14 protein-coding genes and 1 tRNA gene are annotated in these 15081 nt (G+C 48.4%); 1 reads left to right on the plus strand and 14 read right to left on the minus strand.

All coding sequences use genetic code 11. The features are described 5' to 3' along the window. The 14 genes from rplL to ACFQY8_RS01000 all read right to left on the minus strand — a co-directional run bounded on the left by rplL (nt 1) and on the right by ACFQY8_RS01000 (nt 14630). Nucleotides 1-384, minus strand: coding sequence for a 50S ribosomal protein L7/L12 (rplL, locus tag ACFQY8_RS00935; RefSeq protein ID WP_377937733.1), 384 nt, complete (start codon nt 382-384; stop codon nt 1-3). A 98-nt stretch (nt 385-482) separates the two neighbouring features. Next, entirely contained in the window at nt 483-1004 is a 522-nt protein-coding gene (rplJ, locus tag ACFQY8_RS00940) for a 50S ribosomal protein L10 (RefSeq protein ID WP_377937735.1), read from the minus strand. 234 nt (nt 1005-1238) lie between these two features. Next, entirely contained in the window at nt 1239-1925 is a 687-nt protein-coding gene (gene mtnN / locus ACFQY8_RS00945; protein WP_377937737.1) for a 5'-methylthioadenosine/S-adenosylhomocysteine nucleosidase, read from the minus strand. A 40-nt stretch (nt 1926-1965) separates the two neighbouring features. After that, a complete protein-coding gene (locus tag ACFQY8_RS00950; protein WP_377937739.1) occupies nt 1966-3054 on the minus strand; it encodes a 3-deoxy-7-phosphoheptulonate synthase in 1089 nt (362 codons plus the stop codon). 10 nt (nt 3055-3064) lie between these two features. Further along, nucleotides 3065-4198: a 3-deoxy-7-phosphoheptulonate synthase gene (locus ACFQY8_RS00955; protein WP_377937741.1), complete on the minus strand. Its 1134-nt coding sequence runs from the start codon at nt 4196-4198 to the stop codon at nt 3065-3067. A gap of 178 nt (nt 4199-4376) precedes the next feature. Continuing rightward, the gene (locus ACFQY8_RS00960; protein WP_377937743.1) at nt 4377-5705 is read right to left on the minus strand and encodes a C1 family peptidase; all 1329 of its coding nucleotides are present in this window, start codon (nt 5703-5705) and stop codon (nt 4377-4379) included. 159 nt (nt 5706-5864) lie between these two features. Further along, a complete protein-coding gene (locus ACFQY8_RS00965; protein ID WP_377937745.1) occupies nt 5865-7253 on the minus strand; it encodes a cell division protein in 1389 nt (462 codons plus the stop codon). Between the two features lie 128 nt (nt 7254-7381). Continuing rightward, nucleotides 7382-8047, minus strand: a complete 666-nt coding sequence (locus ACFQY8_RS00970; protein ID WP_377937747.1) for a pyroglutamyl-peptidase I family protein — start codon at nt 8045-8047, stop codon at nt 7382-7384. A gap of 60 nt (nt 8048-8107) precedes the next feature. Beyond that, nucleotides 8108-9025 (minus strand): polyphenol oxidase family protein, encoded by a 918-nt coding sequence (locus ACFQY8_RS00975; protein ID WP_377937749.1) that lies wholly within the window; start codon nt 9023-9025, stop codon nt 8108-8110. A gap of 4 nt (nt 9026-9029) precedes the next feature. After that, a complete protein-coding gene (locus ACFQY8_RS00980) occupies nt 9030-9905 on the minus strand; it encodes an aldo/keto reductase (protein WP_377937751.1) in 876 nt (291 codons plus the stop codon). 146 nt (nt 9906-10051) lie between these two features. Next, nucleotides 10052-12787: a polyribonucleotide nucleotidyltransferase gene (locus tag ACFQY8_RS00985; RefSeq protein ID WP_377937753.1), complete on the minus strand. Its 2736-nt coding sequence runs from the start codon at nt 12785-12787 to the stop codon at nt 10052-10054. Between the two features lie 135 nt (nt 12788-12922). After that, nucleotides 12923-13192: a 30S ribosomal protein S15 gene (gene rpsO / locus ACFQY8_RS00990; RefSeq protein ID WP_377937755.1), complete on the minus strand. Its 270-nt coding sequence runs from the start codon at nt 13190-13192 to the stop codon at nt 12923-12925. Between the two features lie 258 nt (nt 13193-13450). Beyond that, nucleotides 13451-13852 (minus strand): large conductance mechanosensitive channel protein MscL, encoded by a 402-nt coding sequence (mscL, locus tag ACFQY8_RS00995; RefSeq protein ID WP_377937757.1) that lies wholly within the window; start codon nt 13850-13852, stop codon nt 13451-13453. Nucleotides 13853-13991: 139 nt separating this feature from the next. Beyond that, nucleotides 13992-14630, minus strand: coding sequence for a hypothetical protein (locus tag ACFQY8_RS01000; RefSeq protein ID WP_377937759.1), 639 nt, complete (start codon nt 14628-14630; stop codon nt 13992-13994). 249 nt (nt 14631-14879) lie between these two features. Between ACFQY8_RS01000 and ACFQY8_RS01005 the strand changes: the two genes are divergently transcribed. Continuing rightward, nucleotides 14880-14953: transfer RNA gene (locus ACFQY8_RS01005), tRNA-Gly, on the plus strand. Nucleotides 14954-15081 lie beyond the last annotated feature (128 nt).

Consider the following 15081-nt stretch of genomic DNA (forward strand, 5'->3'; position numbering starts at 1 on the left):
CTACTTGAGTTCTACAGATGCGCCAGCTTCTTCAAGAGCAGCCTTTGCCTTCTCTGCATCATCCTTAGAAGCGCCTTCGAGAACAGCCTTTGGAGCGCCGTCTACGAGAGCCTTAGCTTCTGCGAGACCGAGGGAGGTGAGAGCGCGAACAGCCTTGATAACGCCGATCTTCTTGTCGCCAGCTGCGGTAAGGATGACATCGAACTCATCCTTCTCTTCTGCAGCAGCAGCTGCGCCTGCAGCTGGAGCAGCAGCAACAGCAGCTACTGGAGCTGCAGCTTCAACGTCGAACTCTTCCTCGAACTTCTTTACGAAGTCAGAGAGCTCTACGAGTGTCATTTCCTTGAAAGCTTCGAGGAGCTCATCAGCGGAAAGCTTTGCCATAATGGCTTCCTTTCGTCGTGGTACCAATCCTTAAAATCTCAGTACCAAAAATTCTTAAAATCTTCTATACAGTTATCGTTAGTACACTAACTGGATAACTATGCAGCCTTTTCCTGCTTCTCGCGTAAGGCATCGAATGTGCGCACTGCCTTGGTAGGCACGGCGACGAATGCGTATGCTGCCTTGGCCATTGTGCCCTTGAGAGCACCAGCCATCTTTGCGAGGAGGGTATCGCGGGATTCGAGGTCTGCAAGCTGCTGTACACCAGCGTCGTCGTAGATGGAGCCATCTGCGAAACCGCCCTTGATGACGAGCTGCTTATTGTCATTGGTGAAGTCACGCAAAACCTTAGCGGCTTCAACGAAATCGCCCTTTACGAAAGTGATAGCGGTAGGACCTGAGAGCATGTCGTCAAGACCTTCTACGCCAGCTTCCTTAGCTGCGATACGTGCAAGCGTATTCTTCGCCACGTTGTAGGTTGTATCGGTGCCAAGCTTTTCACGCAGATCTGTGATCTGTGGAACGCTAAGGCCACGATACTCGGTGAGGAACACAGCATCAGCTTCACGGAACTTGTCAGTAAGCTGAGCGATTGCCTCTGCCTTTTCTGGCCTTCTCATTGGCATTCCTTCCTAGTTAACCGCCACATTGAAGTCCCTAGAATCAGAGCAATAAAAAAGCTCTGCACGCAAGCAGAGCACACACTAACTCTCTATAAGAGTTCATCTATTCTCAACCTGCGATGGCGCTCGACACAAGTCTGACGCTTTACTGAGTTACCCCAACCAACGGTCTGTGGTTTACGATGAACAACTTTACATGAGGGTATGGATTTTATCTCCGTTATCCAAGAACTACTCAAGTTCGTGCACGATTTGCATGACAATTCGCGCTGCATTATCCGCATAAACGCTCACATCAAACTCCTTGAAAGTCTCATACTCAGTATCCGCATTGTCAGAAAGAGCACGAATCACCAAAGCCGGTATATTATTCCGATTTGCGACGTGAACAACTGCAGCGCCTTCCATCTCAACCGCATCAGCTTGTGTCTCTCGCTTAACTTTTTCCGCAGCCTCACCCTCAATGAAGTTATTTCCTGTGGCAATCTTGCCTGCAAGGTGCTTAACGCCAAGCTTATTAAGCACTTTATCAGCGATTTCCAAAAGCTCAGGATCAGAATGAAATTCTTCAGCAAATGGTTCCGACTGTGCAATCATACGCATGTCCGAGTCAAGGTAGACAAGGTCTTTTCCTAAAACGACATCGTTAATATTGAGCGTAGATGTCAGATTTCCTGCGATACCAGAGAAAATCACGCAGTCAGGTTCAAATTTATCAATGAGGTACTGTACCGTCGAAGCAGCATTGACCGTCCCCATACCAGCCACCGTCGCCACGACACGCTTTGCAGTACCAGCTACCAAGCCGTCAATAACGGTAAGCCCAGCTCTCTTGTGCTCCATGACACGTTCAAGACTCTTAGCGATAAGCGCAACTTCTACATCCATCGCGCCAATGATTGCAATAGTGCTTGCCATTGTTATAGTCCCCTCAATACCTTGCTTTGTGTTTCTTCTGTCATTCGCCAGCCGCAGTAACACACGCACGACGTTCTCGCACCGCTGTAGCTAATTCGTGAAGAAGATCGTCAGTTACTTCCCACGATATGCATTTATCTGTGACAGACTTACCATACTCCAATTGTTCAAGAGGTGCAGCCTGTTGATTGCCGCCACGAATGAAACTTTCCATCATTATACCGGAAATGCCTTTTTCATTGTGAGCAATTCGCTGCGCAAGGGCACGAACTACACGCGCTTGCTCGATATCATCCTTCCCAGAATTTCCATGGGAAGCATCAATAATGACTCCCCGTGAGGCAATACGAACCGTTCCAAGTTTTCTTTCTATGATGCGTAACGCATTGCGTACAGATTCTTCATCATAATTTGGTCCACTTGTTGAACCTCGAAGTACCACATGGCAATCAGGATTTCCCAAAGTCTCTACAGCTGATGCTCTACCTCGATGATCGATGCCAAAGAATGTATGCTGCTGCGCTGCCGTAAGTACTGAGTCTACTGCCACAGATACATCTCCATCGCTTGCATTTTTAAAGCCCACAGGCATAGAAAGCCCCGACGCAAGCTGGCGATGAACCTGAGACTGAGTATTGCGCGCGCCGATGGCGCCCCACGTCACCGCGTCAGCCAAATATTGCGGAGAAGTAGGTTCTAAAAATTCTGTAGCAGCAGCAACGCCAGCATCGAGAACATCGAGCAAAGTTTGACGCGCGAGAAGCAGACCCTTGTTAATCTTATGCGTGCCATCAAGGTCAGGATCGTTGATAAGCCCCTTCCAACCAATAGTCGTACGTGGCTTCTCAAAATACACACGCATAACGATGAGAAGGTCATCTTCAAGCTCTCGTCGCACACTACTTAACCTGTGCGCGTAGTCCAGCGCGGCGTGCGGATCATGTATCGAACACGGCCCGACGATAACGAGTAGTCTGTCATCACGCCCCATGAGCACAGAGCGCACCTCTTCGCGGGACTCTATGATGAGCCGACGCGCTTTATCTGACAACGGCAGAGTCGCAAGGACCTGTGCCGGCGTAGGCAGAGGGTCAAGCTCACGCACACGCCGATTAACAATTTCACCCATAATGTCGAGTTTAGCGTAAGGTACGGCGAGTACGTACAGCCTCTGCAAGCGTTCGGAGAAGCTGTTCAGTTCGTTCCCACGAAATGCAGCTATCCGTTACGGACTTACCATAGACTAATTGGTCAAGCGGGGCTGGCGACTGGTTCCCCGCTTCGATGAAACTTTCCATCATGATTCCTGAAATACCATCTTCACCGTGAGCGATACGCGATGCGATATCTTCAACGACAGCCGCCTCTCGAATCTCGTTTTTTCCTGAATTACCGTGCGCTGCATCAATAATGACACCACGCGACGCTGCTTGAGGAGCCTTCGACTCACGTAAATATTCCAACGCATCCGCCACAGACTGTGCGTCATAATTCGGGCCATGAATGGAGCCACGTAAGATTACATGGCAATCAGGATTTCCACGCGTTTCCGCGGCAATAACTGCGCCATCGACATTAATAGAAAGAAAATGATGTTCATGTGCTGCGGTGTAGCAAGAATCCGCAGCGACTTTAACGTTACCATCAGTGGAATTTTTAAATCCCACAGGCATAGAAAGTCCCGACGCAAGCTGACGATGGACTTGGGATTCTGTGTTACGAGCGCCAATAGCGCCCCAACTGATGGCGTCCGATATATACTGCGGCGTAATCGGGTCGAGAAACTCCGTAGCAGTAGGCAAGCCGAGCTCTACCGTATCCACTAAAATCTTGCGCGCCAACCACATGCCTTTGCGGATATTGAAAGTACCATCAAGGTCAGGATCGTTGATAAGCCCCTTCCAACCAATAGTCGTACGTGGCTTCTCAAAATATACACGCATAACGATGAGAATCTCATCGTGTAATTGCTCTGCTAGCGTAGCCAACCGTTGAGCATAGTCACGTGCAGCCCTCGCATCATGAATCGAGCACGGTCCGACGATGACGACAAGACGATCATCTCTGCCATGCAAGATGTCGCGAATGGCAGCACGCGATTCGCGAACACGCGCGACCATTGCCGCATTGAGTGGAATTTCATTGATAAAAGCACGCGGAGCGGGTATAGGGTCGAGCTGACGAATGTTGACGTCGACAGTTTCAGGAAGAACCGCATGAGCACTGAGCTTCATGCTATCTTGTGACGAATCTGGACCGCGAAGTTCACTCATCATAGCTCCTTTTTATACTCTTATGCTTCATGTCTCATACGTGCTGTGTGCTCTATACTGTGTGCTCTATTGTAAAACACAAGCGCTCGCAAGATCACCAACAATCTCACGAGCGCGTGATTTGAGCGATAGACTACACCATTACAGCGATATCGCTCTCTATCCTTTATGTAAGAAATTATGCAAGAGCACCCATCGGATCCCATGCGGGGAGTTTGATAGCCTCCTGTTCAAGAGCCTTTTGATACTCTGCTGGAAGCAGAGACTTTGGCACGGCAATTTCATACACAAACTCATCAAACCACGGATCATCCATAGTGAAGTAGCCGTTATCAGCAATATCGGTACCCCATGAGTTCTCTACACGCCAACGATTTGTCTTCTCTCCCTCAGCATCTACACCAGCAAATGCCATAGCATGATTCATGGCGGAGTCTGCAAAGCGTACACGAGCTTCCTTGTCAAGATCGAAGTCAATGTCATAGACACGGCCGTACTCGAATAAATCCGTAGCCCACGCACCATCCTTGCGGTCCATCATAGGATGACAGTCAGCGCCAAACCACACCGGTATCCCCTGCTCTTCCATAATCTTTCGAGCAGTGTTCTTCATGAGTTGAGTGTCGACATTAAGGTAAGCAGTTGGAGTTCCCCCAGCAACGTTGCCCAAATGCTCGATAGCAATCATCGTGCCCTTTGGATGCTCGCGGCGAGGATCATCAACGAGGCATACATAGTCTTCGAGATGTGCCGGACCTACATACTTCTTCCAGAACTCCTGCGGGGTCATTTCACCCTCACGATGGAAATTACCATCCTTGTCAGTGTATTCCCAGTCGAAAGACGTTGGAGGAGTACCCAGATGAATGGTCAGAATACGATGAGCCTGCTCGACTGCTTCCTTCGCGATACGGTTAGCGTCACTAGGATTTGTATACATGTGGGCAACAGCTTGACGTAGAGCCTTGCGAAGCTCAGTGTTCATCGCACCAGTGTTCTGAGAGGAGGCAGTTTCTGGGAAGAAATCCCGTGGGACAGCACCATATTTGGTGTAAATATTCATCGCCATAGTCCACTGTCCGCCGTCGCCCATGAGGTCGTGCAGCAAGAACTGAATGAGTCGAGAGTCAGACGGTTCACCAGCTGCGATGAGTTCTTGCATATCCTGCATGAAGTAGTTAGCACGTTCAAGCTTATCGAAGTACATCGCATACGCTTGGCTAAATTCAAACTTATCGATATTCATCTCGCGCTTGGCGACGAAACGAGCAACGTTCAGCGAGCTAAAGAGCCAGCAACGGCCTGAATGCTTTTGGCTTGTAGCTGGACCATTATCAATGATAGTACTGAAACGACGCTGGAGATAGCGAGCACGATCGTAGTTCTTTGCGACCGCATCAATGCCAGATGCCGTGACCGCATTCATCGCTATACGATTTGCTTCACGGCTATCAAAATTCGCGCGCAGACCTTCTAAAGTCTGTGCACTCAGTGGTTCAAAAGACATGCTTCGTCCCTTTTCTAATGAGTCAATACTGAATAGATATTCTACACATACAATTAAACCGTGCAGCATGAACACCGCACGATTTAATAGAAAGTTTCGTTTTACAACGCCTCACATCGCTTTACACTACTTTAGTTTAGAGAGTTTTAGAAAGTACGACTACTCATTGCGATCATTTTCGCTCTTCGTCGCTGACGCTTCAGCTTGCGCTTCCTCGCTATCAGTTATTTCATCATCTGCACTCTGTGCAGACTCGTCAGAGACCTCAGACGTTTCCGCATCATCAGATGAATCAGGCTGCGCGAAAAGACTCGATCCAAAAGCACTTGAGAAGATAGAACGCAGTTCATCTACTCGAGAGGTAATGGATGCTTCACGCTCCTGCAATGTCGCGATACGATCTTGGAGACCTTCAATTTCGTCTTGTGCTGCTGCACGCCGGTCACTGACGAGCTGCTCCGCACGTCGCTTTGCCTCTTCAACAATCTTTTCTGCTTCGCGCTTCGCTTTCTCACGACTTGAAGTCGCATACTCATCAGCTTTTTTACGGACATCTTTTGCGGCGTCTAAAAGTTCACTCGATTCTTGCTCAACCGTTTCACGGCGATGAGCAAGGTCTTCGAGCATGTCCTTGACCTTGACATTTGCTTCTTCCTGGCTAGCGGCAATGTCGTGACGTACTTGCTCCGCTTCCTGAGCCACTTTTGCCAATGTCTGAGCACGCTCCACATCAGCACTGTCCGTAATCTGTCGAGCTTGTGCATGTGCAGCATCTGTAATCTCATCTGCCTGACGTTTCGCGTCAGAAAGCAAGCGGCTCACCTGCTCACGAACGTCAGCAAGTTTTTGATTTGCTGAGTCAAGAGCTTTCTGGATTTGATCATTTGCCTCGCTCTTTTTCGCAGCAATTTCATCGTCTGCCTGCTTGCGTTGATCTGCAATAGCCTGCTGCGCTTGTGCCTTCATCTGTGCAAGCTGTGCATCAAATTCAGATTGCTGTGCATTGAGACGCTTCTCGTGCTCCTCACTTTTTGCGCTGAGCTCCAAGTCCAGCGTGCGACACTGATCTTCACTCTCTCGCTTAGCAGTAGAAACGAGCTGATCGCTCTCACTTTGTGCTGTAGAACGCAACGTATCAGCTTGCTCATGAGCCTCGTTGACGACTGTCTCTGCTTCATTACGAGCACTCAGACGCATATTATCTGCATCAAGTTTCGCATTGTTGAGCAAAGTTTGCGCTTCCTTGCTCGCATTTGAGCGGATAGTTTCAGCATCCTGCTTCGCACGCTCAAGAAGCTCACGACTTGTTTGCTCGGCGGATGCAAGCAACTGCTGCGCATTCGCTCCTAATGCTGTAAACGAATTTTGCTGCTGTCCACTATTTTTCTCACGTTCCTCTTGAAGTTGAGCGTCAAGCTCTAGGATACGTGCATCGTAAATTTTAATCTGTTCGCGTAAGCGTGCAGTATTCTCCTGCGCACGCAAGAACGCATCATCAACCTTTTCCTTGTCGTAACCACGAAGAACGATGGGGAAATTATCAGCCATTACTACTCCACACAATAGTGACAATGATTCTTATTAGAACGTATCACGAACAGATAGCGGCACGCGTATAGTAGCTCGTTTTTCGCGAATTACTCACAGAGTTTCTCGAAAGTAACGCGACTTCTTCATCACGCAGCTTCAGCTGGGAGCAACATGTCGTGAGAGAAATCGTGTAATTGATACTCAATGCTCGTTGTGATAACGTCACGCGCAGCATCAATCATCATTCCCAATTTCATTGGTTTAGCGTATCCCACGTGATTTTCCACCTGCGGGAACGACATAAATCCAGCCGCCGCACCCGGCTGTTTACTCGCCCAATCAAGCAACTCATAGAATAAAGAATTACACACGAAAGTACCCGCATCGGAGCTGAACGTGACAGGAATATCATGCTCTGCAAACTTCTTGCTAATGGCACGCAACGGTAGACACGTCCAGTACGCCTGTGGACCACCCTCGATAACAGGCTCTTTTCGTGGCTGCGCATTGTCAGCATCGGGATGAGACGCATCGATAATATTCTTAGCGCACCGCTCGAGCGCAACCGTTCGAGAATTTCGTTTCAATCCTGTCGCGAGGATAAGGTGTGGCTGTACTTCATCCAGAGTTTTTTTCAGTGTCGGCCACGCATGCTGGAAACTCATGGGGAGAAGTACGCTCGTGACGCTTACCGTAGTATCAGCCAGCGTAATACCCTCGTCTGCTACGCTTTGTGCCACAAGTTTTGACGGATTGACATCTATTCCTTCGTACGACTCAAAACCACAAACAACCACTCGAATACTACTCATAATCGCTTTTCTTTCTTCTTCTCACGCCACTTTAAAAATACAGTTCTCCCCGCGCACTAATTACTCAGATTTATAGGGGCTTACGCATGCGAGCATACGCCCCGATACATCTTTACCTGCAAGGGTCGCGCGACGATAAGAGAACCACAGTGGATTCTCCCGTGTGCATAGCGCATTGTGCATGAGATTCATACGCTCTTCCACACTTGAGGAGCCTTCCTCGTCATTCTCACACAACTCGCGAAGTTCTGGATCTGGTGTCAAATATTCCGTTGCTGCAGCTACTCGTGGCAAGGAGTCTACGAGATTGTCCTGTAAGACATCTGCTTTTTTCAACGCTTGGAGCGCAGCCTTTTCAAGGTCAATTCCTGCTCCTCCAAACTGTGTAATAGTTGCAGTTCCTGGGAATTTTTCCTCAAATGCCATAGCAATATCATTTCCGACTTCATAGCATTGCCCACAAATGCACGGACCTAAAGTAGCTCGGATATGCTCACGATGAGCACCTTTAAACTCCATAGCCGCTACTGTCTGCTCAATAATTCCATTCATCAGGCCACGTCTGCCACAGTGTGCGACACCACTGACTCTTGCGTGTGGATCTACGAGAAGTACCGGGAGACAATCCGCGCCAAACACTCCGAACGCCTCATCCGACGTGCTGACAATTCCGTCTGCTTCAAGTTCAGTCATCTTAGTCTTGTCCTCTATCTCATCCATCAGGACAACTTCGCCAGAATGGACCTGATACACTGTATAAACATGCGAGCCAATAACACCATCGAGCGCTTCACGGTTACAGGATACTGCCCACTCATCATCTCCCTGACGGCTGCTCATGTTCGCATAGCCATAAGTTGCATCCGAATTCCCGCCTAACCGCGTGGAGTACCAGGCTCGATAGCCCTCAGCAAGTTCGATAGGGATGACAGCTGGTATAGGCGAATCTACTGTCGCATCCGCATTCTCCTGATTCATACGGCTACTTCCCTGCATTAAGACGTAAGAGCTCCTCATCGCTGAGCACAAGTTGATCCGCTTTCAACGAATCAAGAATAGTCTGACTGCGATGTGTCCCAGGAATGACGAACATATGGTCTCCCATAGCCAGCTCCCATGCTAGAACGACTTGCTGGTAGCTGACTCCGTGCGCCGCTGCTACTTCCTTGAAAATATCGTATTTAGTCTCATCTTTTGGCTTACGGAAACCTCCTAACGGCGACCAGCACAGGAATGCAAGCCCCAGCTTCTTCGTATACTCCACGGTGTCTAGAGTGTCCTTATAAATTGGCGATAACTGATTTTGCACAGCCACAAACGCATCTCCTAAAATAGAACGTGCGATGTCAATCTGCTCAATACTTGCATTTGAAATGCCGATAGTCTTTGCCACTCCCTGGTCATAAAGTGCTTTCATACCTTCGATTGATTCGTTATACGGGACTTTAGGATCTGGGCGGTGGAAGTAGAGCAAGTCAATGGAATCGACGCCGAGCGCTACTGCCGATTGCTTACCATATTGAATCAAAGCTTCAGGAGCACCGTTGACGTCCCATGTCGGAACCCCATCAGTAAAGTTGCGGAAATGACCAGCTTTGGTAGCAACTAAGACTTCATCTCTTGGACCATTCCATGTGTCTAATGCCTCGCGGATAAGCTTTTCATTGTGTTGCTCCTCTCCACCAGACATGTAGTATGCCCAAGCAGTATCAATGAATCGACATCCAGCATCTAAGGCATCATGGATAATCTCGATGGACTCCTCGTAAGGAGGCTTCTTCTCAATAGAGAGACCCATACCTCCTAGAGCAATAGCAGTCGTAGTGTAAGGTCCAATCTTTCGTATCAGCGCAGACATAATTCCTCCTTGAAGAGACACGAGCACAATCTAAAGCTTTATACGTCTATGTTATCCGAAAAGTGATACAGAAAGGGGCAAGCCGTAAAGCCTGCCCCTGCATTTCAGCATATAAGCGCTATGCGCTATAGTCGTATGACTGCGTTCTACTCTTCGACATCAAACGGGTCGAAATCGCGACGTACGCGACGACGTGGTCGCTCAGAGCGTTCAGCGCGTTCTGCACGATAATCGTCATACGAATCATCTACCGCATAGCGTGGATTCTCATGGCGGGACCCGCGAGAGCGACGGGCACCACGGTCTTCACGATCGCGATCATAGCGATCATAACGGTCATTACGGTCGTTACGGTCGAAATCACGCCCATCGCGGCCATCTCGATCGTCACGCTCGTCACGGAACCTACGTGGTCGACGATCATCACGATCAAATTCACGACTATCATCGCGAGTAAAATCATCGCGACGAGAACGACGAGGACGATATGAGTCTCTATCATCATCTCGGTAACTACGATCATCAGTACCACGTTCATCGAAACGACGAGAATGGCGCACGGGGCGATCGTCATCATCACGACGAGGACGACGAGAGCGATACCCACCACGGTCGTCGGAGCGACGGTCATCACGGTCTGCGCGCCCACCACGAGAACCACGGTCAGAACCATTTTCCTGATTCTCAAAACCAGGAATTGCAAGAGAAATCTTGCCGCGGTCATCGACAGACTGGACCACGACTTCTACGGTGTCGTTTTCTTTGAGCACATCATCGACAGCATCGATACGTTCACCGTTAGCGAGGTTACGAATCTGAGAGATATGGAGCAACCCGTCAGTTCCAGGGAGCAGGTTGACAAATGCACCGAAGGATGTGGTCTTTACCACTGTGCCGTTATAAGTCTCGCCTGTTTCTGGTATGTGTGGGTTAGCAATTTGGTCGATGAGATGCTTAGCTTTTTCAGCACCATCTCCACCTTCGGAAGCGATATAGACTGTACCATCATCTTCAATTGTGACGTCTGCACCAGTATCTTCCTGAATCTGGTTAATCATCTTACCCTTAGGACCAATGACCTCGCCAATCTTGTCAACAGGAACCTTGGTAGTGATGATACGTGGAGCATATGGACTCATCTCAGCGATACCATCAATGCATTCGGTAATCACGTCGAGGATAGTAGCACGAGCTTCCTTAGCCTGCTGAAGCGCAGAAGCGAGAACATCTGCTGGGATACCGTCAAGCTTAGTATCAAGCTGCAAAGCGGTAATGAATTCAGAGGTACCCGCGACCTTAAAGTCCATATCGCCGAATGCGTCTTCAGCACCGAGGATATCAGTCAAAGTCTTAAAGATATGCTGCCCATCGACATCACCTGACACGAGGCCCATAGCAATACCTGCTACAGGAGCCTTAATCGGTACTCCCGCTGCCATCAAAGACAGTGTCGACGCACATACAGACCCCATAGAAGTGGAACCATTGGAACCAATTGCTTCAGATACCTGGCGGACAGCATATGGGAACTCTTCACGGCTCGGAAGAACTGGAACGAGTGCACGTTCAGCCAATGCTCCGTGACCAATCTCACGACGTTTAGGAGAACCAACACGTCCAGTCTCGCCAGTGGAGTATGGAGGCATCTCATAGTTATGCATATAGGTCTTGGTATTTGGACCAGACAACGCATCAGTAATCTGCTCCATCTTGAGCATATTTAACGTCGTAATGCCAAGAATTTGGGTCTCACCGCGCTGGAAGAGCGCAGAGCCGTGAACGCGTGGAACAATATCTACCTCTGCAGAGAGGGTACGGATATCGCGTAGACCACGACCATCGATACGATAATCTTCAGTCAAGATACGACGGCGAACAATTTGACGCTGCAATTCCTTAAAGGCATTGCCAATTTCTTTGTCCTTCTCAGCATCATCCATATCTTCGAACTCGTTTGCCAAAGTATCCTTGACAACCTGCTTAATCTCGGAGATACGGTCCTGGCGTGGAAGCTTCTCTGCAATAGAGAGAGCTTCATTCAAGTCAGAGTGAGCGATTTCATCGATACGCGCATAAAGTTCATCGGTATACTCTGGGAAGAGCTGGAATTCTTTAGTTTCCTTTGCAGCAAACTTCTTGAGCTCTTCTTGAGCTTCACAGATAACCTTGATGAAAGGCTTTGCCGCCTCAAGTCCACCTGCTACTACAACTTCATCAGGCTTTGTCTGTCCTTCGGAATAGATGAGATTCCACGCGTTCTTGCCAGCACCTGCTTCAATCATTGCGATTGCGACATCGCCATTTTCGACGACTCGACCTGCAACAACAAGTTCAAAGACAGCACGTTCACGCTCAGACCAGCGCGGGAACGCAACCCATTGACCGTCGATAAGAGCAAGTCGCAGACCGGATACTGGGCCGTTGAATGGAAGCCCTGAAATCAAGGTAGATGCTGAAGCTGCGTTCATCGCAACCATATCGTATGCATCGTCTGGGTGAATAGACAGGACAGTCTCCACTACCTGAACTTCATTGCGAAGAGTGTGTGGGAACAGCGGGCGCAATGGTCGGTCAATGATACGAGCTGCCAAAGTAGCCTCTGTGGAAGGGCGACCTTCACGACGGAAGAAAGATCCAGGAATCTTACCTGCTGCATACATCTTCTCCTCAACGTCGACAGTCAGTGGGAAGAAGTCATAATTCTCCTTAGGACTACTACCTGCAGTGGTAGTAGAGAGAATCATAGTTTCTCCATCAAGATAGGCTGCCACTGCCCCATCAGCTTGCTGGGCGAGACGACCCGTCTCGAAGCGTAGCGTACGCTTGCCAAATGTGCCGTTATCGATGACGGCTTCTACTGCTTTAATATCGGGACCCTGCACGGGTTCCTCCTTATACTTTACTTCTTTACCTACGTGCTTCTCTGTTTTTACACACAGCGGGGAGACCCTCTCCCCAATCGGTACCTACATCTCTATGTAAAAAGAGCCCGAGCACATGCCCGGGCACAGAAGACTTTAATGACGCAAACCGAGGCGCTCAATCAAGGAACGGTAACGGTTGATATCTACGCCACGCAAATAACCAAGGAGACGACGACGCTGACCAACCATGAGGAGCAAACCACGACCAGAGTGATGATCATGCTTGTTTTCCTTCATGTGCGCAGTCAAATCATTGATTCGCTTGGTGAGCAAAGCAACCTGTACTTCAGGGGAACCTGTGTCACCCTCATGAGTTGCGTACTCAGCGATAATTGCCTTCTTTTCATCCTGGGTAAGTGCCATAGCATTCTCCCTTGTACTCGTTGCGCGGTGTCTCATCCCTATGATGAAACGCTCTTTATCCGCGGGCGGAACACGCCAAGTTTCAAGAGTACACCATAAGATATACAAAAATCTCTTTCGCCGATGCTTCCTCAAGAAGATTTCTAGAGAAACAAAAAGTGAATCAGCAAAAGAGATTTTTACAAATTTTGTCTAAGAAAGGCTTCCGCAGCAGCATTCCTCACAAGTGAAGAACTTCTCTACTGAGCGTTGTAAGCCTTACTGAGCCTGTGCTTTGAGCAAATCACGAATCTCTTGAAGAGTTTCGATCTGCAACTTCGTCGCAGCATCCTCTTCAGCCTCTTCAGCTTCTTCCTTCTTTGCTGTCATTTCCTTGATTTTGTTCATAGGAAGAACAATGAAGAAGTAAACTGATACAGCGATGATGAGGAAGTTGATAAGAGCAGTAAGAATAGCACCAAACTTGAGACTTGCACCATTCGCAGAAAGGATAAGTAAACCAGACATATCTGGCTTACCGAAAATCATCGCAATCAATGGATTGATGAAATTATCCACAATAGAAGTAACTACAGCGGTCACTGCACCACCCATGACAACACCAACTGCCATATCGACGACATTACCGCGAGAAATGAAGTCCTTAAAACCCTTAATCACTGGGGCCCACTTTCTTTATCTTAAAAGTCTCTATGCCATAAATTGTTTCACAGCCATAATCTAGTTTATAGTATGGCGAAGAATACACTGACAACTTTCGCCATCTGTATCACTTGGATTGTATATATGACAGATAAATCTATATCAGCCCGCCAAACATTGCAACAACCAGTGCACCAATTTCTACGATAAAGAACAATATAAATGCTGCCCAACTTCGGGTCAATACATTGAGCGGCGATGACTTCTTGATAAAGATAAGTGTCACAAAGTAAATAGCGGCAAATACTCCCAAAGCTATCGCGGAGCACATAATTCCCGCACTAATGCCGTTCGCATAGATATCGCTCGAACCGAAGATAACCTTTGCCCCCCACCAATAGTTCGGCTTAAATAGCGCCAAGCCAGACAGATACTGCTCAACTCCAAAAGCGACATAAGCAACAATGCCCCACGTCGACCACGCAGTTTCAATAATTGCCAAAGCAAACGCCAACATAGCCACGACTGTCACGCTCCAACTCACTAGCGCCCAACCCTGTGGCTGTGCATGGCTCAAAAACCAGATCGTCCAACCTGTGTAACGAAGAGCAGTATTGCGACCTAAGCCATAAGGAACAGTCACAACAAGTATGCCAAGGAGAGTAACCAATGCTATTACCCACGGCTTTGTCTTTTTGGCACGCTGGGCATCAGCAATAGAAATACGCTTATCGGTCGACGTAGCAATGACCTCGTCTACAAGGACTTTATGCTGTTTTCCTAGAGTCACTATCATGCCTTTCTACCTTGCTGATAACTGTCCCCACCACAAGCCATGACTGTGAGAAACGCTGCTGTTTTCATAAATTATCATGCTGTTTATGAAAAACTCTCCGTGAACGCGCATGGACGAGTCTTACGGCACGTAAGTCTCTCAATTTCTCCCTCTCAGTGTAGCAACACACGTAACACAACGGTTTGAAATTGTCAGGTCGTACGCTATAATTTATTTTTGTTGTTTTGTGAATGTGCAAAGCAGCGGTTCGCGGATGTAGCTCAATGGTAGAGCCTCAGTCTTCCAAACTGATTACGCGGGTTCGATTCCCGTCATCCGCTCCACTTCTTTAACCCTGCAAATACAAGGTTTTTCAACGGTTTGCGGGGTTTTCTTTTTCTCTTTTGGCTTATAGGACATTTTGTGTTGCTGTTATGCTTGTTTACCCCTTGTATTTATTGGGATGAACCAT

This window comes from Alloscardovia venturai (assembly GCF_042676605.1).
In the GTDB taxonomy this organism is placed as follows: domain Bacteria; phylum Actinomycetota; class Actinomycetes; order Actinomycetales; family Bifidobacteriaceae; genus Alloscardovia; species Alloscardovia venturai.

What these genes read in the sequence shown, in the direction of transcription:
- rplL (WP_377937733.1), bottom strand. Translation starts at nt 384, where the DNA reads ATGGCAAAGCTTTCCGCTGATGAGCTCCTCGAAGCTTTCAAGGAAATG.
- rplJ (WP_377937735.1), bottom strand. Translation starts at nt 1,004, where the DNA reads ATGAGAAGGCCAGAAAAGGCAGAGGCAATCGCTCAGCTTACTGACAAG.
- mtnN (WP_377937737.1), bottom strand. Translation starts at nt 1,925, where the DNA reads ATGGCAAGCACTATTGCAATCATTGGCGCGATGGATGTAGAAGTTGCG.
- ACFQY8_RS00950 (WP_377937739.1), bottom strand. Translation starts at nt 3,054, where the DNA reads ATGGGTGAAATTGTTAATCGGCGTGTGCGTGAGCTTGACCCTCTGCCT.
- ACFQY8_RS00955 (WP_377937741.1), bottom strand. Translation starts at nt 4,198, where the DNA reads ATGAGTGAACTTCGCGGTCCAGATTCGTCACAAGATAGCATGAAGCTC.
- ACFQY8_RS00960 (WP_377937743.1), bottom strand. Translation starts at nt 5,705, where the DNA reads ATGTCTTTTGAACCACTGAGTGCACAGACTTTAGAAGGTCTGCGCGCG.
- ACFQY8_RS00965 (WP_377937745.1), bottom strand. Translation starts at nt 7,253, where the DNA reads ATGGCTGATAATTTCCCCATCGTTCTTCGTGGTTACGACAAGGAAAAG.
- ACFQY8_RS00970 (WP_377937747.1), bottom strand. Translation starts at nt 8,047, where the DNA reads ATGAGTAGTATTCGAGTGGTTGTTTGTGGTTTTGAGTCGTACGAAGGA.
- ACFQY8_RS00975 (WP_377937749.1), bottom strand. Translation starts at nt 9,025, where the DNA reads ATGAATCAGGAGAATGCGGATGCGACAGTAGATTCGCCTATACCAGCT.
- ACFQY8_RS00980 (WP_377937751.1), bottom strand. Translation starts at nt 9,905, where the DNA reads ATGTCTGCGCTGATACGAAAGATTGGACCTTACACTACGACTGCTATT.
- rpsO (WP_377937755.1), bottom strand. Translation starts at nt 13,192, where the DNA reads ATGGCACTTACCCAGGATGAAAAGAAGGCAATTATCGCTGAGTACGCA.
- ACFQY8_RS01000 (WP_377937759.1), bottom strand. Translation starts at nt 14,630, where the DNA reads ATGATAGTGACTCTAGGAAAACAGCATAAAGTCCTTGTAGACGAGGTC.